General features: G+C 62.3%; 17 protein-coding genes. 14 read left to right on the top strand and 3 right to left on the bottom strand.

Annotated elements, in window-relative coordinates; translation table 11 throughout:
* Both JWR14_RS04130 and JWR14_RS04125 read right to left on the bottom strand, forming a co-directional pair.
* A partial coding sequence (locus JWR14_RS04130) for a DUF4148 domain-containing protein (protein ID WP_299701776.1) occupies positions 1-153 on the bottom strand: 153 nt, incomplete at its 3' end.
* A gap of 536 nt (positions 154-689) precedes the next feature.
* A complete protein-coding gene (locus tag JWR14_RS04125) occupies positions 690-1,643 on the bottom strand; it encodes a LysR family transcriptional regulator (protein ID WP_299701773.1) in 954 nt (317 codons plus the stop codon).
* A gap of 488 nt (positions 1,644-2,131) precedes the next feature.
* Here JWR14_RS04125 and JWR14_RS04120 point away from each other — a divergent pair, with 488 nt between their 5' ends.
* Genes JWR14_RS04120 through JWR14_RS04110 form a run of 3 tightly spaced genes read left to right on the top strand, consistent with a single transcriptional unit; the run spans position 2,132 to position 5,980 of the window.
* Positions 2,132-2,815 (top strand): (2Fe-2S)-binding protein, encoded by a 684-nt coding sequence (locus JWR14_RS04120; RefSeq protein ID WP_299701770.1) that lies wholly within the window; start codon positions 2,132-2,134, stop codon positions 2,813-2,815.
* Positions 2,802-3,782 (top strand): xanthine dehydrogenase family protein subunit M, encoded by a 981-nt coding sequence (locus tag JWR14_RS04115; RefSeq protein WP_299701767.1) that lies wholly within the window; start codon positions 2,802-2,804, stop codon positions 3,780-3,782. Before JWR14_RS04120 ends, JWR14_RS04115 begins: the two co-directional genes overlap by 14 nt.
* Positions 3,779-5,980, top strand: a complete 2,202-nt coding sequence (locus tag JWR14_RS04110) for a xanthine dehydrogenase family protein molybdopterin-binding subunit (RefSeq protein WP_299701764.1) — start codon at positions 3,779-3,781, stop codon at positions 5,978-5,980. The genes JWR14_RS04115 and JWR14_RS04110 overlap by 4 nt, the downstream gene beginning before the upstream one ends.
* 179 nt (positions 5,981-6,159) lie before the next feature.
* Here JWR14_RS04110 and JWR14_RS04105 read toward each other — a convergent pair whose 3' ends face one another.
* Positions 6,160-6,858: a hypothetical protein gene (locus JWR14_RS04105; protein WP_299701761.1), complete on the bottom strand. Its 699-nt coding sequence runs from the start codon at positions 6,856-6,858 to the stop codon at positions 6,160-6,162.
* A 350-nt stretch (positions 6,859-7,208) separates the two neighbouring features.
* Between JWR14_RS04105 and tssA the strand changes: the two genes are divergently transcribed.
* Genes tssA through tssK form a run of 11 tightly spaced genes read left to right on the top strand, consistent with a single transcriptional unit; the run spans position 7,209 to position 21,741 of the window.
* Positions 7,209-8,249: a type VI secretion system protein TssA gene (gene tssA, locus JWR14_RS04100; protein WP_299701758.1), complete on the top strand. Its 1,041-nt coding sequence runs from the start codon at positions 7,209-7,211 to the stop codon at positions 8,247-8,249.
* Positions 8,250-8,306: 57 nt separating this feature from the next.
* Positions 8,307-8,864 (top strand): type VI secretion system contractile sheath small subunit, encoded by a 558-nt coding sequence (tssB, locus tag JWR14_RS04095; RefSeq protein WP_299701755.1) that lies wholly within the window; start codon positions 8,307-8,309, stop codon positions 8,862-8,864.
* A 10-nt stretch (positions 8,865-8,874) separates the two neighbouring features.
* The gene (tssC, locus tag JWR14_RS04090) at positions 8,875-10,392 is read left to right on the top strand and encodes a type VI secretion system contractile sheath large subunit (RefSeq protein WP_299701752.1); all 1,518 of its coding nucleotides are present in this window, start codon (positions 8,875-8,877) and stop codon (positions 10,390-10,392) included.
* A 53-nt stretch (positions 10,393-10,445) separates the two neighbouring features.
* A complete protein-coding gene (locus tag JWR14_RS04085) occupies positions 10,446-10,937 on the top strand; it encodes a type VI secretion system tube protein Hcp (RefSeq protein ID WP_299701749.1) in 492 nt (163 codons plus the stop codon).
* A 7-nt stretch (positions 10,938-10,944) separates the two neighbouring features.
* Entirely contained in the window at positions 10,945-11,460 is a 516-nt protein-coding gene (gene tssE, locus JWR14_RS04080; RefSeq protein ID WP_299701746.1) for a type VI secretion system baseplate subunit TssE, read from the top strand.
* Positions 11,461-11,509: 49 nt separating this feature from the next.
* A complete protein-coding gene (tssF, locus tag JWR14_RS04075) occupies positions 11,510-13,363 on the top strand; it encodes a type VI secretion system baseplate subunit TssF (protein ID WP_299701743.1) in 1,854 nt (617 codons plus the stop codon).
* Entirely contained in the window at positions 13,348-14,364 is a 1,017-nt protein-coding gene (gene tssG, locus JWR14_RS04070) for a type VI secretion system baseplate subunit TssG (protein ID WP_299701740.1), read from the top strand. Before tssF ends, tssG begins: the two co-directional genes overlap by 16 nt.
* Before the next feature lie 4 nt (positions 14,365-14,368).
* Positions 14,369-16,987: a type VI secretion system ATPase TssH gene (gene tssH, locus JWR14_RS04065; protein ID WP_299701738.1), complete on the top strand. Its 2,619-nt coding sequence runs from the start codon at positions 14,369-14,371 to the stop codon at positions 16,985-16,987.
* Complete coding sequence (gene tssI, locus JWR14_RS04060; protein ID WP_299701735.1) at positions 16,974-18,950, top strand: type VI secretion system tip protein TssI/VgrG; 1,977 nt, start codon at positions 16,974-16,976, stop codon at positions 18,948-18,950. The genes tssH and tssI overlap by 14 nt, the downstream gene beginning before the upstream one ends.
* 9 nt (positions 18,951-18,959) lie before the next feature.
* Positions 18,960-20,402, top strand: a complete 1,443-nt coding sequence (gene tagH / locus JWR14_RS04055; protein WP_299701732.1) for a type VI secretion system-associated FHA domain protein TagH — start codon at positions 18,960-18,962, stop codon at positions 20,400-20,402.
* Between the two features lie 4 nt (positions 20,403-20,406).
* Positions 20,407-21,741 (top strand): type VI secretion system baseplate subunit TssK, encoded by a 1,335-nt coding sequence (gene tssK / locus JWR14_RS04050; RefSeq protein ID WP_299701730.1) that lies wholly within the window; start codon positions 20,407-20,409, stop codon positions 21,739-21,741.
* The last annotated feature ends 38 nt before the right edge of the window (positions 21,742-21,779 follow it).

Raw genomic sequence — 21,779 nt, 5'->3', positions numbered from 1 at the left:
GTTATTACCCGGGCGGTAGCCGGCCTTTTCGATCTGTACGAGTTCGGCGCGCACCTGGGCACGGGTCAAGGTAGAGGTGGTTTCCTGGGCATGGCTAGCGATCGGAAAGGCGAGGGCAGCTGCGACGACCAGGGTGAGTTGGCGGAAGTTCATGGCAAATCTCCTTCGGGTTGGTTAAGAGAAGAACGTATGGTTCGGAATGGATTCTGGACAAAAGGAGAAGAAACTGAAATAGCATCGCGGTCATTTCATCGATGCCGGATTGTCATGAATCGGAGCGCGGGGAAGCTGAGAGGATGCGTAGACTGGTGCTACCAGAACGAGCTCCTTAAAACTTAGCAATCCTTTTGAAATAAACTAATGGCCCTTGAATCATGCCGTTGCATGATGTCGCTGAATAATAAAAACCCCGTAAAAGCAGTGGCACGGCACGCCGTTCCGTTCGTTTCTTTCCAGGTCACAGGGACACCGCGAGTCTTAGGCAGAGTTCTAATTCCTGGCAATCAGAGAGACCTTCGTTGGATCCCGGAGAAAGCCCGACCGTGTAGGCGGCCTTTGCCTTTGAGAATTAACGGGCGAGTCGAAGTGGCGACGAGACGGGCAATAACGTGGGCCTGGACCGGACGGGTGAATCGGTCACCTGATCGGAACAACCTATTTGGGCTCAAAGATAGTTAACGGGCTGGCCGTTAGGGACGGCTAGCCTTGGTTCGTCTCTCGAGCGTCTTTTCTGGGGCCGCACTGAGCGACGCAATGAAATCGAGAAACATGCGCACCTTCGCCGGAACATGATGCCGGGACGGATAGAGCGCATAAAGTGGGAACAGATCGTCGGGCCAGTCGGGGAACAACTCCGTGAGCCTGCCGTCCGCGATCAGATGTTCTACACCAAGTTCCATTACCTGAGCAATCGCGTGTCCGGCCACGCAGACGCTATGCATTGTGCCAACATCGTTGACAGTGAGTCGCCCAGCGACCTCAATGGTAATTTTCTTGCGCCCCCGGTGAAATTCCCAGTCGAACGGCCGCCCTGTTTCGGGATCCCGGAACCTTATGCATTGGTGAGTATCGTTTTCAAGCTCGGAGGGTTGTTCGGGTCGGCCATTGCGCTTGAGGTAGGCCGGTGCTGCGACGGTCAGGATGCGCGTTTCGAGGAGCTTTCGTGCCACAAGGCGGGAAGGTCGAGGCTCACCAAATCTGACCGCAAGATCAAATCCGTCGGCGATCATATCCCCGAGATGGTCTCTTGTGACCAATTCCAGCCGGAGCTCCGGATACTGATCGATAAATGATCCTAGCTTCGGAGCAAGGAGCAGGCGGGAAAAAAAAGGATCGACATTCACCCTTAGACGACCGCGTACGGCTGTCGCTCCTTCAGTGGCGGACGTCGCGGCCTCTTCAAGTGCCGCGAGCAGTGGCATCACCTGCTCGTAAAGGCGGCGGCCTTCATCCGTCAGCGTAACCGAGCGTGTCGTGCGGTCCAGGAGACGGACCCCGAGGCGCGTCTCAAGCCGCGCTATGGAGCGGCTGACACCCGATTGGGACATGTCGAGCATGTCACCCGCACCAGCGAAACTGCCGGTGTCGACTATCGCGGACAGGACACTCATCCCATTCAGAATTCGTTCGTCGAAGCCAGCCATCAATGCCCTCTCGGCATATATCAAGTCCCACTGATGTTATCGCGAAAAGACGCTTCGGCGCACAAAATTGGGCCGTCTAACGGTGCGGATCAGGGAGAACCAGATGTTTGCGGTTACCGGAATTACCGGACAAGCAAGAGGGGGCGTTGCACGTTTTTTGCTCGCCAGGCTTGGACGCACGCGGAGTCGTTCGCGATCCCCGCGCTCAAGGGGATCCCAATGTCGTGTCGTTTGCAATTCATTTAATTATCGATGAATAAGCAATCGGTGACTCGATGGTACAAGGACGATGCAATTCGCAGGTGACATTGATGACAAATCGTCATTTCAAAAATGACATAAGCGCTATCGCGCCTTCGGCGTCGTGGGGGCAAAATAAAGTTGGTCCCCACCTTGGAAGTATCTCGACCGGCTCCCGAGTGGTTGTCTTCCATGAAATTGCAGCAAGCCTTGTGGTTGTAGTGTTTTGCATATACTAGGGAGTACATATGAAAGACGAGCGAGAAGCAAAATCAGGCTTGGCCAACAGCGATGAACACCAGGGGGTGGCCGGCGTTACGATGACTCGCCGCGGTCTATTCCGGTCAACTCTCGCCGCCGCGACGTCAGTGGCGCTAAACGGCGTCCAGGCCGCACCCGCTCCTACGTCGGCGGAGAGCAGGTCTCACACTCCGCGCGTCAACAATCTGGTTCGCCTATCGGTCACGATCAATGGAGTTGCGCATCGTGTAGAAGTGCGCTCCGACGTGACGTTGCTCGATCTGCTGCGGGAGCATTTGCACCTCACCGGTGCCAAGAAAGGCTGCAACCGCGGGGAGTGCGGCGCCTGCACTGTTATGCTGGACGGACGACGAGTCAACTCCTGTTTCGTTCTCGCAGCGACCCTGGAGGGCCGGCGCGTGACGACGGTCGAGGGACTCGCGACTGGCGATTCGTTGCATCCGGTGCAGCGTGCCTTCATAAAATGCGATGCCTTCCAGTGTGGGTTCTGCACGTCGGGGCAGATCATCTCTGCGGTCGGTTGCATTGCCGAGGGACACACGGGTTCCAACGTGGAAATCCGGGAGTGGATGAGCGGAAACCTCTGTCGATGTTCGGCCTATCCTCAAATCGCCGAGGCAGTCAAGACAGCTTCGGTCGAAATGCACGGAGGCGTCCATGGAACCGTTTGAATACGAGCGGGTATCGTCGACAGGTGAAGCACTCGCACTTGGCAGTTCCAGCGGCTCAGCGTTCCTCGCAGGTGGTACAGAGCTATTGAACTGGATGCGCATTGGAATCGAGAGGCCAACGAAGATCATTGATATCGGCCGGATTGAGGGTCTGTCGGAGATTCACCAGACACCGTCTGGCGGGCTGACCATCGGTGCGTTGTGCAAACTGAACGATATAGCGCAGCATCCACAGGTCATGCATGACTTTCCTGTCCTCTCGCAATCGATATTAAAGGCTGCATCGGCGCAAATTCGGAATCTGGCGACGATAGGTGGAAATCCGCTGCAACGTGTGCGATGTCCCTATTTCCGCGCGGATGAGCCGACACCCTGCAATAAACGCGTTGCGGGTTCGGGCTGTGCTGCGCTGCACGGTTTCAACGAGAAGCACGCCATTTTCGGCTGGACGGAGGACTGTGTGGCTGTACAGCCGTCTGACCCGGCGGTCTCGCTTGCAGCCCTCGATGCGGTATTCATAACCGACCGTCCGGAGGGCGGGCGGCGAATTGCGGCCCGTGATTTCCACGTGCTGCCGGGAGAAAGCCCGGCGGCGCACCACCGGCTCGGGAGCGGCGAGTTGATTACGGCGGTTGAACTGCCGAGGGCCTGGCCAAAGTCTGCATACCTGAAGATTCGCGAGCGCGAAAGCTACGAGTACGCGACCGTATCGACAGCCGTGGCGCTCGAACTCGACGGGGACGTTATCACCAACGCACGGATCGCGTTGGGTTCGGTGGCGATGCGACCATGGAGGCTGGACGAAACGGAGCGCAGACTGGTCGGTCAGCGTCTGGGCTCCGCAGGTATCAATGCAGCCGTCGACGCAGGTCTTGTCGACGCGCGCCCACTCTCGCGCAATGGCTATAAGGTTGTCATCGCACGCAACGCGGTATTGCGCACCATCGATACGGCAGCGAGGACATGATGAGCAATCTGGGTCAATCCATCCCCCGGCATGACGGCCCCATCAAGGTGACAGGTGCCGCGCTCTACGCGGGCGACCGGAACCTGCCGTCCCAACTCTATGCAGTGTTCGTCAATGCGGCGATTCCAGCAGGACGTGTCGTCTCGATAGAGACGGCCGCCGCCCTGGCACGAGTTGGAGTAGTCAGAGTGTTGAAGGCGTCCGATATGCCGCGGGTGCATCGAAAGCTGGACGAAATCAGTGTGCCGCCGCTTGCGACGCGATTCATTCCCATGCAATCGGACGACATCGTCTACGAGGGCCAGCCGGTTGCCATGGTGTTGGCTGAGAGTCTGCAGGCGGCTGAAGCGGGCGCTGCTGTTGTACGCGTGCGCTATGAAAAGCGCCCGTTTGTCGTACCTGACACCGCGCCCGCGGCAGACGTCGCTCCAGAGAAAGGTCACTATTCGAAAGCGAATGCACTCGAATTCCACAAGGGTGATGCCGCTGGGGCGATTGCGGGTGCTGCTTTCCGCGCAGGCGGTGAGTATACGCAACCCTCTCGTCATGGCAATCCAATGGAGCCTTGCGCCATTCTCGCGACTTGGGAGGGTGGGAGGCTGACTGTGTACGACGCGGTGCAGCATCTTCCGGCGGTGCAGAATACATTGGCGGCTGCATTTGGAATCGACAATTCCAAAGTCCGCGTTGTCGCCCCGCATACGGGTGGAGGGTTTGGCACCAAAGCCTTTGTATGGCCTCATGAAATCCTGGTCAGCATGGCGGCCCGTGTAGCGGGTCGGCCGGTCAAGATGGTACTCACCCGCCAGCAGCAATACGGGATGGTCGGCTATCAGCCTCAAATGACCCATGAAGTACACCTTGGCTCGGATTCTCACGGCAGGCTTCTCGGTATTAGCCATCAGTCCGTGAATGTGACAGGCACGACCGACGACTACGTGGAATTTGGTGCGGTACCCGCGAAGTCTTTCTACGCCTGCGAGAACATTTCTGCTACCCACCGGATCCGCCGCGGACACGTTGTATTGCCGACCTTTATGCGATCACCTTGGGATGGTCCAGGGTCCTGGGCACTTGGGTCGGCCATGGATGAACTGGCAAGATCGATAACCATGGATCCTCTCGATCTGAGATTGGCTAACTACACGGAGCTTGACCCGGAGAGCGGCAAACCGTGGTCGTCGAAAAAGCTTCGGGAGGCATACGATGAAGGTGCAAGACGCTTCGGGTGGCGTGAACGTCCGAAAGGCGGCTCGCTCGACGGTCATTGGCGCATCGGGTGCGGGATGGCGGACTGCAGCCAGGGGCAGGCACGGTTTCACTCAACCGCGAAGGTGAGGCTACGCGCGAACGGGACGGCTCAACTTGAATCAAGCTTCTGCGACATTGGCACGGGGCCTGCCACGGTGTTTCCTCAGATCGTTGCCGCCGTGCTCGGGTTGGACCCGGCGCAGGTGACGGCGTTATCGGGCGACACGAACCTGCCTTATGCCGGGCCCACTTACGGCTCAAGCACCACGATAAGCACGGGTGCCGCAGTTCAAAAGGCTGCACAGGATGTGCGGTCCAAACTGGCGAGACTCGCCGGCTGGCCCGCGGACCAGGTTTCGCTACAGGGCGGACGTGTCGCCTATGGCAGTACGTCGCGCACCATCCAGGACATACTGGGCGAAGCTGGCGTGGCTGAGCTCGCATCGGACGGCGCATTTGATTTACCTGGCAGCGCGCCGGTAGATATGGGCTCTCCTGGATTTCCCACGCGATCTTTCGGGGTCATCTTCGTAGAGGTCGGCGTTGATCCCGAACTGGGACTGCTGCGACTTCGCCGGGCAACAGGTGTCTATAGTGCGGGCCGAATCATCAACTCCATGACGTCCCGGTCACAAATGATTGGTGGCATTGTCTGGGGATGGGGTATGGCCGCCATGGAGGCCAGCCACTACGAGCCGACACTCGGGCGCTGGCTCGCAAAAGACCTCGCGGGCGTCCCCATTCCGGTGAACGCGGATATCCCCCCTGACATAGATGTGGCGTTTGTCGACGAATTTGACGCGAACTCCGGTCCGCTCGGTGCCAAGGGGATCGGTGAACTCGGTGCGACAGGTGTCGCAGCGGCCGTAGCGAATGCTGTATTCGACGCAATCGGAATACGTGTACGCGATCTGCCAATCACGCCTGACAAGCTCATCCAAACGTAACGCGGTGTGATGAGGCGCCTGGCCGGTCGAGAGTGCGGTGTGGGTGACAATTGACGCCTTCATCGACGCAGCTCCGCACGCGATCGCCCGGTTCACGGCCGAGGCTCACCATCCCTGACATTTCCCGCAATCAGGCGGCTGCTGCACTGCGGCGCCAGTCGAAACCCGCTTCCGGCAGATCAGGGAGAGCTAGTCGCCAACTGGAAGCGCCATCGGTCGAGATTCTGCGGAAGGTCCACCGTCGCTTTTTGTATGTCGCCTCGAATCAGGTGGCAGATAGTGAGTTGTCCCCTGAACGTCTCCAGTATTTGCACGAGCCTCACGCGCTCCGCGTGGCCTGAAAATCCCAAATCGAAATAGATGACGCGACGCCGGGTGTCGCCGGTCACAAGACTGTCGCCTCCGCCGCCGCCCGAACCGCCGGCAATGCCCATCGCCGGCACGTCGCGAATCGCCAGGTTCCACGAAAAGCCGTTCTCCCCAATCCACTTCCTCGCATCTTCATCGCTTTTCATCGCCTTGAGCGCGGCGGGCGGACTGTTGGTGTCGTCCGTCGCCATGAGATACCGGTACGAATGCCAGACCTTGAACGTGTTCGAGGTCGGCTTGAACGCGTACATGTCCTTGCTGACTTCGTCGACGAACATCCATTGCTGCGTCGGATCGTCGTAGCGGAACCACTCGATGCGCTCGTTCCATTGCAGCACCGGACTGTCGATTTCCGTACCCGCCAACTTGCCAAACGTACGCGGCTTCACGTTGATGCGAAAGCTCAGGTCGAAGTGATGACCGGCAGGTTCGGTCGAAAGGCGGCCTCCGACCGTGGTAATTCTCTCGTACGGAATCGACAATTTTTCGATAGTCATTTTCGTTTTCATCACATCTCCGGCTTGCGGTTTGTTCATGTGCCAAGAACAACCGGGCAGGGCTTCTTATTCCGTCGTTTGTCGCCAGGGGAGATTTCAAAGCGAAGTGGAATAGATCGCAATGACGAGGTGTTGTGTCAGCAGCCCGGGTGCACCGGTCGACTGCACAACAACAGGTTCAGACATGCTCAAATGCTTCATTTCCGGGCGGCAGAAGATGGTTTTCCTTGCACCTCATGACCGGTCATATTAATTCGGATAACTACGTTTAAAAACAGATGGAATAGACGGATCTTTTCGCGTGTTGTCTGTAGCAAGCAGCAAATGAACCGACTACCTGAGCTCCATGCGCAATGCAGACCATGAAAACTGAATTCATCGCTCACCAGGATTGGACGAGATGGCTGGACGCGCTGTCGGATGAAGCGCCGTGCGGACCCGATCTCGAATATGACCAGGAATTCCACGAACTTGAAGAGGCCGTTGGCGGTCGTCCTGAAGCGGAATATGGCGCCACGCTCGTCGCCGCTGTACCGCCCGACTGGGTATCAGCGGACGCCTTGTGCCTGGATTTGATGGAGCGCACGCGAGACCTGCGCGTGGTCGGATGGCTTGCACGGGCGCGGCTGGCCCGCGAGGGTATTGCAGGCCTCGCTGATTGCCTCGCGCTCGCAGCGACGCTCCTCGAGCGTCACTGGGACCACGTGCATCCGCAAGTCGACGCGAGCGACGGCAACGATCCGACCGTGCGGATCAACGCACTCGCCGCATTCGTGGATGCAACCGGTCTGCTCGCCAATCTCATGGATTGCCGGCTCGTGCCACATGACGTACCTGTCACCTTGCGCGAGTGGTCGTACGCGAACGGCGAGTCCGTTGCCGCCGACGGGCGCGTGGTCATGAACCTTTCGGAGATCGAAGCGGCCGCTGCCTCGTCGCCCGAAGAAGCAATGCGCGCGAAGACCGCATCCGACACAGCACTCGCCAACGCCGTGTTGCTCGAAAGCGTGTTGACGGAGCGCGTGGGCGTGACGCAGGCGCTCGATCTGGACGCGCTCAAGACCCTGCTTCGCCGGGCGGGGGCGCTGCTGGGCGGATGCCTGAAGCAGCACGGCGTCACGCCGGACGCGGCCGCGCCGGTCGACGATCGCGCAATTGAAGTGCGGCCCACGGCGGCGGGTGAGGTTATCTCGAGCCGCGCCGACGTCGCCGCGACGCTGGATCGCCTGTGCGCGTACTACGCCAGGCACGAGCCCGCGAGCCCGGTGCCGCTCCTGCTAGGACGTGCACGCAGCCTGATCGACAAGTCGTTCGTCGATCTGCTCAAGGAACTCGCACCGGAGGGGCTCGCGCAATTGACACAGGTGATCGGAACGGCCGCCGCCGATGTGCCGGCCAACTGAATCGAATCGCTTCACATCACATCACATCACATCGTTTTCACTGAGGAGGATCACAGGATGGCCAAGGAAAGCAGTCAGAAATTCATTGCGCGCAATCGCGCGCCGCGCGTGCAGATCGAATACGACGTCGAAGTCTACGGCTCGGAGAAGAAGGTGAATCTGCCGTTCGTGATGGGCGTGCTGTCGGACTTGTCCGGTCAGGCGCAAGAGCCGTTGCCGCCGGTCTCCGAGCGCAAGTTTGTCGAGATCGATATCGACAACTTCGACGAGCGGCTCCGCTCGATGAAGCCGCGCGTCGCGATGCACGTCGACAACACGTTGACGGGCGAAGGAAAGATCGGCGTCGACATGACCTTCGAGAGCATGGACGACTTCTCGCCGGCTGCGATCGCCCGCAAGGTCGAGCCGCTTGCGAAGCTGCTGGAGGCGCGCAGCCAGCTCCAGAACCTGCTCACCTACATGGACGGCAAGACCGACGCCGAGAAGCTCGTCGGTCAGCTGCTTGAAGACCCGGCGCTGTTGAGCGCGCTCGCCGCCGCACCGAAGCCGCTGGCGAGCGAATCCGACAATTTCGGCCATTCCAACGATTCCGCCGATTCCACCGATTCCGAATAAAGGAGCCACGATGGCAGATACCAACCTGGAGCAATCCACGAGCGCGCAGCAGCCGGCCGCGCAGCAGATCGACGACACGAGTTCATCCGGCGAGTTTCAGAAGCTGCTGCAAAAGGCGTTTCGCCCGCGCACCGACAAGGCCCGCGAGGCCGTCGAAAACGCGGTGCGCACGCTGGCGGAACAGGCGTTGCTCGACACGCAACGGGTGTCGGACGATGCGCTTGCGAGCATCGAATCGTTGATTGCGAAGATCGATGAAAAGCTCAGCGCGCAGATCAACGTGATCCTCCACACCGATGAATTCCAGCAACTGGAGAGCGCATGGCGCGGCCTGCACTATCTGGTCACGAATACCGAAAGCGACGAAAGCCTGAAGCTGCGGGTGATGAATATCTCGAAGCGTGATCTGCATCGCTCGTTGAGAAAATATAAAGGCGTGGCGTGGGATCAGAGTCCGCTTTTCAAGAAGCTCTACGAAGAGGAATACGGCCAGTTCGGCGGCGAGCCATACGGCGCGCTGGTCGCGGACTACTACTTCGACAACAGCGCCCCCGATGTCGATTTCCTGACCCAGATGGGCAAGATCTCCGCGGCGGCGCATGCGCCTTTCATCGCGGGCGCGGACCCCGCCGTGATGCTGATGGATTCATGGCAGGAACTCGCGAACCCGCGCGATCTGACGAAGATATTCCAGACGCCCGAACACGCCGCCTGGCGCTCGCTGCGCGACTCCGAAGATTCGCGCTATATCGGTCTCGCCATGCCGCGCTTTCTCGCGCGCCTGCCGTATGGAGCGAAGACAAGCCCGGTCGAGGAATTCGACTTCGAGGAAGACACCGCGGGCACCGATGCATCCCGGTACGCATGGTCGAATGCCGCATACGCGATGGCGGTCAACATCAACCGCTCGTTCAAGACCTATGGCTGGTGTTCGCGCATTCGCGGTATCGAGTCGGGCGGCGCGGTGGAGAACCTGCCGGTGCACGCCTTCCCCACCGATGACGGTGGCGTCGACATGAAATGCCCGACCGAAATAGCGATCAGCGACCGGCGCGAAGCTGAACTCGCGAAGAACGGCTTCATGCCGCTGGTTCACAAGAAGAACTCGGATTTTGCGGCCTTTATCGGCGCGCAGTCGCTGAACAAGCCGATCGAATATGAAGATCCGGATGCGACCGCAAACGCGAATCTGGCCGCCCGGCTGCCGTACCTCTTCGCATGCAGCCGTTTCGCGCATTACCTCAAGTGCATCGCGCGCGACAAGGTTGGCAGCTTCAAGGAAAAGGACGACATGCAGCGTTGGCTGCAGGACTGGATTCTTCAGTATGTCGACGGCGACCCCGCGAACTCGTCGGAAGAGACCAAGGCCCGTCGTCCGCTCGCGGCGGCGGAAGTCGTGGTCGAGGAAGTCGAAGGTAATCCGGGGTACTACACATCGAAATTCTTTCTGCGTCCGCATTATCAGCTCGAAGGGCTGACCGTGTCGCTGCGGCTCGTCTCGAAGCTGCCGTCGGCAAAGGCCGCCTGACACACGCAAGCACTCGATTCTTTCCACTGCAGTCATCTACATAGGAATACATCATGGCAGTCGATATTTTTCTGGACCTGGGCACCGTCAAGGGCGAATCGCTCGATTCGACTCACAAGGACGAAATCGATGTGCTCTCGTGGAGCTGGGGTCTCTCCCAGTCGGGCACGATGCATCTTGGCACGGGCGGCGGAGGCGGCAAGGTGGCGGTCCACGATCTGTCGGTCACCAAGTACACCGACCGGGCCTCGCCGTCGATCATCTCGGCCTGTTCGACCGGCAAGCATTTTCCGACCGGCAAGCTCACGGTGCGCAAGGCCGGCGGCACGAAACCGCTGGAGTACTACACGATCGAACTGGAGAAGGTCCTGGTGACGAACTATTCGACCGGCGGCTCGGATGGCGAGGACCGCTTCACTGAAACCGTGACGCTCAACTTCGAGAAGTTCCACGTGACTTATCAGCAGCAAGACCCGACCTCGGGCTCGGCGTTGGGCGGTGTCGTCGAGAGCAAGTGGAACATCCCCGCGAACGCGACGGCTTAAGCGAACCATGCGCCTGAAAAACGCCGAACGTGTGCAGCCTTCGCTGCTGGAGAGGCTGACCGACCACGAGCCCGACGCCACGCGCGAAGTGCGCGAGCACCGGTCGAGTTCGGCGCGCTCGCTGCGCCGGAGCGTCATGCGCGATCTCGGCTGGCTGCTCAATGCGCAGGGAATCTCGTCGTCGCAGGATGTTGCCCGCTATCCGGGTGTCGCGGAATCGGTGCTGAATTTCGGCTTTTCCGATCTCGTGGGCAAGAGCGCATCGAATGTTGATGTCGGGCGGATCGAACGCCTGATGGCCGACGCGATCCGCGCGTTCGAGCCACGCATCCTGCCCGGCACGCTGCGCGTTCGCGCAATCCAGACAGGCACGGCTGACGAAATGAGCGGCCAGCACAACGCGATTGCGTTCATCGTCGAAGGCGATCTTCATGCGCATCCCGTGCCGGAGCGCCTCTATCTGCGCACCGAACTCGACCTCGAAGCGGGCAAGGTCGAGGTCTCGGAAGGGACGCGCGCATGACCCGGCCGACGCGTCGTTGCATCGAAGCCATATTAGGGAATTCCACGTCATGAACCCGGACCTGATTCAGTACTATAGCGAGGAGCTTCAGCACGTCCGCGAGATGGGCGGCGAGTTCGCGAAGACGTTTCCGAAGATCGCGAGCCGGCTCGGGCTGGAAGGCTTCGAGTGCGCCGATCCCTACGTGGAGCGGCTGCTGGAAGGCTTCGGCTTTCTCGCTGCGCGCGTGCAGATGAAGATCGCCGCCGAGTTCCCGCGTTTCACGCAGCATCTGGCCGAGCTGGTCTACCCGCATTACCTCGCGCCTACGCCGGCGATGACAATCGTCGAAATACGGCCCGACATGACGCACCCGGCGCTCGCGGATGGCGTGGCGATTCCGCGCGGCACGGCGCTTTTCGGCAGGCTCGACGGAGAGCGCTCCACGCGCTGCGAATTCCGCACCGCGCATGCGCTCACGCTGTCTCCGATCGAGCTCGTCGAGGCGCGTCTCTTTACGTATAGCGGCACGCTGTCCGGCGTCGATGCAACGCTGCCGCATGGCGTGAAGGCCGGCCTGCGCGTCAAGCTGCGCGCGCTGAACAAGCTGAAGATCAGGGACGTCGCACTCGATCATCTGCCGATCCATCTGCGCGGTGGCGAAGGTCTGGCCGCGCGGCTGTATGAATTGCTGCTGGGCTCGGCGCTCGGCGTGGCGCTGCCCGATGCGGTATTGCCGCCCTCGGCCCTGCGCCCGCTCGGACTCTCCGATGACGAAGCCTTGTTGCCCGTCAGCGAGCAGTCGTTTCCCGGATATCGCTTGCTACAAGAGTATTTTGCGTTCGCGCAGCGCTTCATGTTCATTGGTATCGACGGGTTGCGCGTGCATTTTCAGCGCTGCGAGCACGATGAAATCGAGTTGATCGTGCTGCTGTCGAAGATCGACCCGGCGCTCGAACAGCTCGTCGATGAGGCCAATTTCGCGCTGCATTGCACGCCCGCGATCAACCTGTTCGCGCGGCGCACCGATCGCATTGCGGTCACGGGTGAGCAATTCGAGCATCACGTTGTGGTGGATCGCACGCGGCCGAGGGACTTCGAGGTGTACCACGTGGAAAGCGTCACCGGTTATCGGTCTGGAGGCGGCGGGCAGATCGAGTTTCAGCCGTTCTATCGCGCACGGGATCTGGGCAACGACGAGCACGGGCACGCCTTCTATCAGGTACGACGCGAAAAGCGGCTGCTGCCCGCGCAACAAGGCGAGCGTGGCGCACGTTCGTCCTATACAGGTAGCGAGACCTATCTCGCGCTGGTCGATACGCATCATGCGCCGTATCCGGCCGACCTTCATCAGTTGGGCCTGAGCGTGCTGTGCACGAATCGCGACCTGACGCTGACCATGCCACGCGGGCAGGGCGAGACGGACTTCACGCTCGAACTCGAGGCGCCCGTGTCGAGCGTGCGATGCATCGGCGGTCCGAGCCGTCCGTTGCCTTCCTATGCGGAAGGACCGGTCGCGTGGCGTCTGTTGAGCCATCTGTCGCTCAACTATGCGTCGCTCGTGGACGATGCCGACGGCAGCGGCGCACGCGCCATGCGCGATCTCCTCGGGCTGTACGCGCCTATCAACGACAGCGCGGCGGCGCGGCAGATCGAGGGCGTGCGCTCTATCCGTTCAGTGCCGGTCACGCGGCGCTTGCCCTCGCGAGGACCGATCGTGTTCGGCCGCGGCCTCGCGATCGAGGTGCTGCTCGACGAGAACGGTTTTGAAGGCGCGGGCGCATTCCTGTTCGGCGCGGTGCTCGCCCGGTTTTTCACGCAGTACGTGTCAATGAATTCATTCACCGAAACGGTCGTGTCCAGCGCGACGCGCGGTGAACTCATGCGCTGGGCGCCGGGGAGCGGGCAATGCCGGACGCTCTGACCTTGCTCGAACGTTTCTCGACCGACGCGAACCGCTTCGACTTCTTTCAGGCGGTACGTCTTGTCGAATGTGCGCATCCTGGCTTGCCGCGCGTCGGTTCGTCGCTGCGTCCGCGTGAAGATGCCGTGCGCTTCGGTCAGGAACCCGAACTGATTTTTTTCCCGACCACGCTGCGTCATTACATGACCACGGGCGAGACCGCGCCGAAATTCGTCGTCAATTTCTTCGGCTTGCTCGGACCGAACGGCCCGATGCCCACGCATCTGACCGAATACGTTCGTGACCGCGTGCGCAACGCAGGCGATCCAACCTTCGCGCGCTTTCTCGACGTCTTTCATCATCGGATGGTGTCGCTGTTCTATCGAGTGTGGGCGGTGGCGCAGCCGGTCGTGAGTCTCGATCGCGACAACGGTGACCGCTTTTCCGCCTATGTCGGCACGACCTTCGGTCTTGGCGAGCCTGCGCTGCGCAACCGCGATACCGTGCCCGATTTCGCCAAGCTGCACTTCGCTGGACTGCTCGCCGGCGGGACGCGTCACGCAGCGGGTTTGCGGCTCGTCCTGTCGCGCTTCTTCGGGCTGCCGGTCGATGTGGTCGAAAACGTCGGTCACTGGATGAATTTGCCCGCGGGTTCGATGAGCCGTCTGGGTACGCGCGACGAAAGCGCGCGACTGGGCGTCGGCACGATGCTCGGCGCGCGCGTCTTCGACCGCCAGCACAAGTTCCGCGTGGTGCTCGGGCCGCTTTCGCTGCGCGACTATCAGCGCTTCCTTCCGGGCGGTGCGAGCCTCGCGCGCCTGACGGACTGGGTACGCCTCTACGTGCGCGATCCGCTCGACTGGGACGTCAATCTCCAGTTGCGACAGCCCGAAGTACCACGCCTCGCGCTCGGCGGCAGTCAGCGTCTGGGCTACACCACCTGGCTGCATGCTCGCGCGGCGACCTCCGACGCGCGGCAACTGATGCTCAAACCACCTACCTCACATCATGCAAAGGACTAGTTCAATGGCAGACATCAGCCGCGCCGTCATGTTCGGCAAACTCGACACGCTCAGCTTTCGCGCGATGGAAAGCGCGACCACGTTCTGCCGGCTTCGCGGCAATCCGTATGTGGAGGTCGTGCACTGGCTGCATCAGGTATTGCAGTTGCCGGATTCGGACCTGCATCGCGTGGTCCGGCATTTCGGCATCGAGATCGCCATGCTAGCGCGCGACTTGACCGATGCACTTGATCGTCTCCCGCGCGGCTCGACGTCGATCACGGATATCTCCTCGCAGTTGGAGGAAGCCGTCGAGCGCGGCTGGGTCTATGGCTCGCTGCTTTTCGACGTGCAAAAGGTCCGCAGCGCGCATGTGCTGATCGGGGCGCTGCAGACGCCCGCATTGCGTAACGCGCTACGCGGCATCTCGCGCGAATTCGATCGTGTGAAGCTCGACGAACTCGCCGACAATTTCGCCAGCGTGCTCGACGGTTCGCCGGAAGCGGCACTTGAGTCCGCCGCGACTCGCCCGCTGAACACGCTGAACACGCTGAACACGCCACGCGGCACGCAGGACGCGTTACAGCGTTTCACGATCGACCTGACGGAACAAGCGCGCGCGGGCAAGCTGGATCCGATCGTCGGCCGCGACGACGAGATTCGTCAGGTTATCGACATTCTCATGCGCCGGCGGCAGAACAATCCGCTGCTTGCGGGCGAGGCCGGTGTAGGCAAGACGGCCGTGGTGGAGGGGCTCGCGCATCGCATCGTGGCGGGTGATGTACCGCCCGCGCTGCGCGATGTGACGCTGCGCACGCTCGATGTCGCGCTGCTCCAGGCCGGCGCGGGCGTGAAGGGCGAATTCGAAGCGCGCTTGCGCCAGGTGCTGGAGGAAGTGCAGTCTGCTGAGCGAGCGGTGATCCTCTTCATCGACGAAGCGCACACGTTGATTGGCGCGGGCGGTGCGGCCGGCACGGGCGATGCCGCGAACCTGCTGAAGCCGGCGCTCGCGCGCGGCAGTGTGCGCACGATCGCGGCGACCACGTGGTCGGAGTATCGGCGGCATATCGAGAAGGACCCGGCGCTCACGCGGCGCTTTCAGGTCGTACAGGTCCGCGAGCCCGACGAGGCGCGCGCGGTCACGATGATGCGCGGCATCGCGCTCGCGCTGGAGGCGCATCATGGCGTGCAAATTCTCGACGAGGCCGTCGAGGCGGCCGTGCGGCTTTCGCATCGGTATCTTCCCGCGCGGCAGTTGCCCGACAAGTCCGTGAGCCTGCTCGATACGGCATGCGCCCGCGTCGCGGTCAGTCAGCACGCCACGCCGCCGGAGGTGGACGATGCCAGGAAGCGCATCGAGGCGCTAAATACGGAACTCGAAGTGATCAAGCGCGAAGGTGCAATCGGTATCGACACGACTGCGCGTCACGCGGCCGCTTCGGCAGCGTTGCAGCGCGAAACGGAACGCCTCGCCGAACTCGATGCGCGCTGGCACATCGAGCGCGAGATGGTGAAGGACATCCTCGCCCGTCGCGCTCAGCTTCGCGAGGGTGCGCCCGATGCCGATCTCGCCGCGCTACGCGAGCAGCAAGCGCTCCTCGCGCAACATCAAGGCGACGCGCCGCTGATCCTGCCGGGCGTCGACCGTCATGCGGTAGCGGCAGTCGTTCAGGACTGGACCGGCGTGCCCGTGCTGAACATGCTGAAGAATGAAATCGGCAACGTGTTGCGGCTGAACGAACTGCTCGATGGCCGCATCATCGGCCAGCAGCACGCGACGCAGATGATCGCCCGGCGCGTGCAGACTTCGCGCGCGGGGTTGGACAATCCCGACAAGCCCGTGGGCGTATTCCTGCTCGCCGGCACGTCCGGCGTCGGCAAGACCGAAACCGCTCTGGCGCTGGCCGATGTGTTGTACGGCGGCGAGCATAACCTGATCACGATCAACATGAGCGAGTATCAGGAAGCGCACACGGTCTCGCTGTTGAAAGGCGCGCCGCCCGGCTATGTCGGCTTCGGCGAAGGCGGCGTGCTGACTGAAGCCGTGCGCCGCCGCCCGCATAGCGTCGTGTTGCTCGATGAAGTCGAGAAGGCGCATCCCGACGTACACGAACTGTTCTTCCAGGTCTTCGACAAGGGCCGGATGGAAGACAGCGAAGGCCGCTCCATCGACTTTCGCAATACGCTGATCCTGTTGACCACGAACGCGGGCACCGACCGCATTGCCGAGCTGTGTCGCGATCCGCTCGACTGGCCGCCGATTGAAGTCATCGAACAGGAACTGCACGCGCAATTGCTGCACACGTTCCCGCCCGCGTTGCTCGGGCGTTTGGTGACGATCCCGTATTACCCGCTCTCCGACGACATGCTGCGCGCGATCATCCGCCTGCAACTAGGGCGCGTGGCCGACCGCGTGACACGCACGCATCAGGTGCCGTTCACCTACGACGAAGCCGTCATCGCGCAGATTGCGCTGCGGTGCACGCGCCTCGACAGCGGCGGCCGCATGATCGACGCGATTCTCACCAACAGCGTGCTGCCGCGCATCAGCACCGAGTTCCTGTCCCGTGTGATCGACGGCAGGACGCTCGCGCTCGTGCACGTCGGCGTCGAGCAAGAGGAGTTCACCTATGCCTTCGACTAGCACGCGCCATGTGCGCATGCAGTGCGCGGCGCTCGGCGATGAGGCCATCTTCCTGCGGATGTCCGCGAGCGAAGCACTGGGTCGCCTGAGCCGCTTCGAGCTTGTGTTCCTGAGCACGCGCAACGATATCGACCCGGGCGCGGTGCTGGGAGAGAACCTGTCCGTCACGCTCGACTATCCCGCTGGCGGCGAGCGCCAGTTCAACGGCATTGTGACGACGCTGCGTCTGATCGCACCAGGCGACACCACTCGCAACCGCATGGCGCGCTACGACGCGGTCGTACACCCGCGGCTCTGGCTGCTCACGCAGGCGTCGCATAGACGGTTCTTTTATCAACGCACGGTCCCGCAGATCGTCGCGCAGGTGCTGGAGTCGTTTGACATCGACTTTCGCAATGCCTGCACCGCGAGCGATCCGGCGCTCGAGCATTGCGTGCAATATCGCGAGACCGATTTCGATTTCGTCAGCCGGCTTCTGGAGCGCGAAGGCATCCACTATTTCTTCGAGCACGCGGGCGGCAAGCACACGCTCGTGCTCACGGATTCCAGCTCGGAGCATCGGCCGATAGCACACTATGAGTCGGTTCCGTTTCAGGCCTGGGACACGCCCGATCAGGACGAAGAATGCGTGTACGGATGGATGTCAGGTGCGATGCTCCAGACCGGCCGCTACGAAGTGAACGACTACGACTTCGAGAAGGCCTCGGTCAGCAACAGCGAAGGCATGGTCGCGCGGGCGACGCGCAGCGCGCCTTTCGATCCGCCACGTTATCTGATGCAGGAACACCTGACGGGGCACGTCAAGGCGGGCGATGGAGAACGGCTTGCCCGCGTCAACGTCGAGATTCATCAGGCGCAGAACGATGCCATCGAAGGGCGCTCCACGTCCCGCGGCATGACGGCGGGCGGACTCTTCCGGCTGCGGGATCATCCGGGCGGCGCGCAGAACCGCCAGTACCTCGTGATCGAGAATCGAGCGGAGATTGTTTCGGATGCCTATGTGTCGACAAGCGATTCCACACTACCCGTCTTCGATTGCAGCTTCCGCGCCATTCGCGGCGACAACACGTTCCGCTCCCCGAGGACCACGCCGGTTCCGCGCGTGGCGGGGCCAGAGACGGCCGTCGTGATCGGTCCGCCTGGCGAGGAGATCCTCACGGACCAGTACGGCCGGGTGAAGGTGCAGTTTCACTGGGAGCAGCTTGCGCAGCCGGACAGCGCGAAGCGCCTCGACCGCTGCTGGGTGCGTGTCGCGCAAAGCTGGGCGAACCGGCGCTGGGGCACGATGTTCCTGCCGCGCGTCGGGCAGGAGGTGCTGGTCGAGTTCATCGAGGGCGATCCAGACCGGCCGGTCATCACGGGCGCGGTCTACAACTCGACGAACATGCCACCGTACGAGCTGCCTGCCGGGAGCGCGGTATCGACGTTGAAGAGCCAGTCCACCAAGGGGGGCAATGGCTACAACGAGGTGCGCTTCGACGACCGCAAGGGCGACGAGCAATTGTTCTTTCACGCGGAGCGCGATCACGAGACCTGGGTCCGGCACGACGCGCTGATGAACGTATCCGGCGAGCGGCACGTGCGCATCGACGGAAACGAATTCCGCGAGACGCGCGGCACGCGCAACGACGCGGTGCGCGGCAGCAGCAAGTCCAGCGTGCTTGGCAGCGTGTCGGCCGCGACCATGACCACGCACAACCAGTTCGTCGGCGAAGCCTATGCGCTCAACGCGGGCGTGGCAGTGCAGATCAAGGCGGGTGTGGCGGTCGAGATCGAGTCGAGCGCGACTATCGCGCTGCGGGCCGGGGCGTCGTACATCCTCATCGGTCCTGAAACGATCGAGATGTCGAGCTTGCCGATTCCGCTCGGCCCCGGCGTTCCCCCCGTGCCGCTCACGACACCGCCACCGCCGCCCACGCCGCCGCGCGACGCCGACGACGGCACGCGCAAGGTCCGCAAATAGGAGAACCCGATGACATTGACATTGACCGTGCAAAGCGGCGAGGGCGCATCGCCGAGCACCATCGAGATCGAAGACGAGAGCGCCACGCTCGGCCGGGGACCGGATTGCACGATGGTGCTGACCGACGGGCAACGCGGCATCTCGCGTATCCAGGCGCGCATCGAGCGGCGTGAGAACGCGTATGTGCTCGTCGATGCCGGCAGCAATCCGACGCTGCTCAACGAGCGTGTGCTGGACGGCACGCACGAGGCGCCGCTTGCGCAGGGCGACCGTCTGAGGATCGGCGCGTATACGCTCGTTGTGTCGGTGATGGGTGAGGAGGATGACCGCTTCGCGGTCGACGAAACCATCATGACGCAATCGTTGCCCGACGCGCGGCCGCCCGCGAGCTCGTGGGATAAACCGGGTACGCCGAACACACCGGGTACGCCGGAGTTCGAAGCGCAGCCGCCCGCACCCCTGATCCCCGACGACTGGAACGGCCCGCACGATGCGGCGCCAGCCGATGAAGCGGACGCACTTTTCCTGCCGGATCCGCTGGCCGCGACCCCGCTTTTGCGCGAGCCCGGACACTTTCGCGGCGATGCCGATCAGGCGCTGATCGACGCGCTCAGTCCCCGCGATCCGCTGCGCGATATCGGCGCGCGTGCGGTGGAGAAGTCCGTGCTGTTGTCGCGAAGCTTCGAACATGTGTCGCCGGAACAGGCTGTGTCGGCGATGCCCGCGGTGCCGGAGCCGCCTCCGTTCGCGCGGAATGACGATATGCCTGGCCTGCCTTTGCCGAGACCCGACGTCGCGTCGATACCATCGCGCTCGCCGATTCATGAAGCGCGGGATCACCACATCGATCAAGCCGCGCTGATCGATGCGCTGATCGAAGGGCTCGGCATTGAGCCCTCCGCCGTGAGCGATGTCGAGCCTGCGGACCTTGCACGCCTTGTGGGCGCGATGCTGCGCGAAGCGACGCAAGGCGCCATGGCGACCTTGCGCTCGCGCGCCATGACCAAGCGCGAGACGCGCATGGCGATGACGATGATCGAAGAGCGCGACAACAACCCGCTCAAGTTCTTCCCCGATGCCGATCGGGCGCTCGCGCAAATGCTCGGCGCGCGCGACAACGGCTATCTGCCGCCGCAGGAGGCCATGCGCGCGGCGTTCCGCGATATCCAGACGCACGAACTCGCGATGGTCGCGGGCATGCGCGCGGCGCTCGCCCACGCGATGGAGCGCATCGATCCGGCGGCCATCGAACGTTCGCTCGAGCCGCCGCGCGGTCTCGACGCGCTCATCGGCAATCGCCCCAGGCGGTTGTGGCAGCGCTTCGTCGAGACCTGGGAACACGTGGCGCGCGACGCGGACGACGCAGGCGATGACATCCAGCGTAGTTTCGGCGAGCCGTTCAGCCGTGCCTATCAGGCGCAGCTCGACGCACTGCACTCCTCAAAAGGCTGACGCCATGTATTGGAACAACAAGGTTATCTGGTCGGAGGGCATGTTCCTTCAGCCGCAGCATCTGCAGCAGCACGACCGCCACGTCGAGACGCAGCTCGAAGGCCGCGCAGGCGGTCTGCGCGCATATGGCTGGGGTTTCACGAAGCTGGAGCTCGACGAGGCGCTCCTGAAGCTCGGCAAGCTCGCGCTGCGTGCGGCTGCGGGCGTGTTGCCCGACGGCACGCCGTTCAACCTGCCTGCCGACGGCGATTTGCCCGTGCCGCTCGATATTCCGGAAGGCACGTCGAACCAACTGGTCGTGCTGGCGTTGCCGGTGCGCCGGCCGGGTGCGCCGGAGTCCGGAGGCCCGGACAACGTGGAGAATCTCGCCCGCTACGACACCGGCGATGTCGAGGTTCACGACAGCAACGACCCGGATGCACTGGCCACGTTGTTGCAGATCGGCAAGCTGCGCCTGCGTCTCGCGCTCGAACCCGACGTGGCGAACGCGCACGCGTATGCCGGCGTCGCGCGCGTGACCGAACGCTTGAGCGACTCGCGCATCCTGCTCGACGGCGACTATTGCCCGCCGTGCCTCGACTATCGCGTCGCGGACGGGCTCGCGCGCTTCGCGGCGGAACTGAACGGCCTCTTGCAGCAACGCGCGGAAGCGCTCGCGGGCAGGCTTTCTCAGCCCGATGGCGCGGGCATGGCGGAGATTTCGGACTTCCTGCTGCTGCAGATCGTCAACCGCGCACAGCCGCTCGTTATGCATTTCGGCGCGATGACCGGCCTGCATCCCGAAGCGCTGTATCAGGCGAGCGTTGCGCTCGCCGGCGAGCTTGCGACCTTCAGCCAGCGCGACCGGCGGCCGCCTCTGTTTCCGGCGTACCGTCACGAGCGTCTGAAGGAAACCTTCGCGCCGGTCATCGACGCGTTACGGCTTGCGTTGAGCCGCGTGGCGGACCCGCAGGTCGTGTCGATCCCGCTTGAGGAGCGCAAATACGGCTTGCGCGTCGCGCAGGTCGGGGATCGCTCGCTCTTCACGAGCGCGACGTTCGTGCTCGCGGTGCGGGCGCAAGTGCCCACCGAGACGCTGCTCTCGGCGTTCGGGAGCCAGGTGAAGATTGGCAGCATCGAGAAGATCCGCGATCTCGTCAATCTGCAGTTGCCCGGCATTGTGTTGCGTGCGCTGCCAGTGGCTCCGCGGCAATTGCCGTTTCACGCGGGCTACACCTATTTCGAACTCGACGACAAGAGCGATGCCTGGGCTTCGCTCGGTTCATCGGCGGGAATGGCACTGCACGTGGCGGGCGAATTCCCCGGGCTCGCGATGGAATGCTGGGCCATTCGCCGCTGACCGTGCCAACGACGCTACGCCATAAGGTGGTGAAATAA

It is taken from the genome of Caballeronia sp. (assembly GCF_028292365.1).
GTDB lineage: Bacteria > Pseudomonadota > Gammaproteobacteria > Burkholderiales > Burkholderiaceae > Caballeronia.
Note: the sequence above shows the minus strand (reverse complement) of the source record. Positions and strands in the feature narration are given on the sequence as shown.

Excerpts from the sequence above, each read along its gene's own strand:
- tssA (WP_299701758.1), top strand. The coding sequence starts at position 7,209 with ATGAAAACTGAATTCATCGCTCACCAGGATTGGACGAGATGGCTGGAC.
- tagH (WP_299701732.1), top strand. The coding sequence starts at position 18,960 with ATGACATTGACATTGACCGTGCAAAGCGGCGAGGGCGCATCGCCGAGC.
- tssI (WP_299701735.1), top strand. The coding sequence starts at position 16,974 with ATGCCTTCGACTAGCACGCGCCATGTGCGCATGCAGTGCGCGGCGCTC.
- JWR14_RS04125 (WP_299701773.1), bottom strand. The coding sequence starts at position 1,643 with ATGGCTGGCTTCGACGAACGAATTCTGAATGGGATGAGTGTCCTGTCC.
- JWR14_RS04120 (WP_299701770.1), top strand. The coding sequence starts at position 2,132 with ATGAAAGACGAGCGAGAAGCAAAATCAGGCTTGGCCAACAGCGATGAA.
- tssK (WP_299701730.1), top strand. The coding sequence starts at position 20,407 with ATGTATTGGAACAACAAGGTTATCTGGTCGGAGGGCATGTTCCTTCAG.
- JWR14_RS04105 (WP_299701761.1), bottom strand. The coding sequence starts at position 6,858 with ATGAAAACGAAAATGACTATCGAAAAATTGTCGATTCCGTACGAGAGA.
- tssB (WP_299701755.1), top strand. The coding sequence starts at position 8,307 with ATGGCCAAGGAAAGCAGTCAGAAATTCATTGCGCGCAATCGCGCGCCG.
- tssG (WP_299701740.1), top strand. The coding sequence starts at position 13,348 with ATGCCGGACGCTCTGACCTTGCTCGAACGTTTCTCGACCGACGCGAAC.
- JWR14_RS04110 (WP_299701764.1), top strand. The coding sequence starts at position 3,779 with ATGATGAGCAATCTGGGTCAATCCATCCCCCGGCATGACGGCCCCATC.
- tssF (WP_299701743.1), top strand. The coding sequence starts at position 11,510 with ATGAACCCGGACCTGATTCAGTACTATAGCGAGGAGCTTCAGCACGTC.
- JWR14_RS04085 (WP_299701749.1), top strand. The coding sequence starts at position 10,446 with ATGGCAGTCGATATTTTTCTGGACCTGGGCACCGTCAAGGGCGAATCG.
- tssE (WP_299701746.1), top strand. The coding sequence starts at position 10,945 with ATGCGCCTGAAAAACGCCGAACGTGTGCAGCCTTCGCTGCTGGAGAGG.
- tssC (WP_299701752.1), top strand. The coding sequence starts at position 8,875 with ATGGCAGATACCAACCTGGAGCAATCCACGAGCGCGCAGCAGCCGGCC.
- tssH (WP_299701738.1), top strand. The coding sequence starts at position 14,369 with ATGGCAGACATCAGCCGCGCCGTCATGTTCGGCAAACTCGACACGCTC.
- JWR14_RS04115 (WP_299701767.1), top strand. The coding sequence starts at position 2,802 with ATGGAACCGTTTGAATACGAGCGGGTATCGTCGACAGGTGAAGCACTC.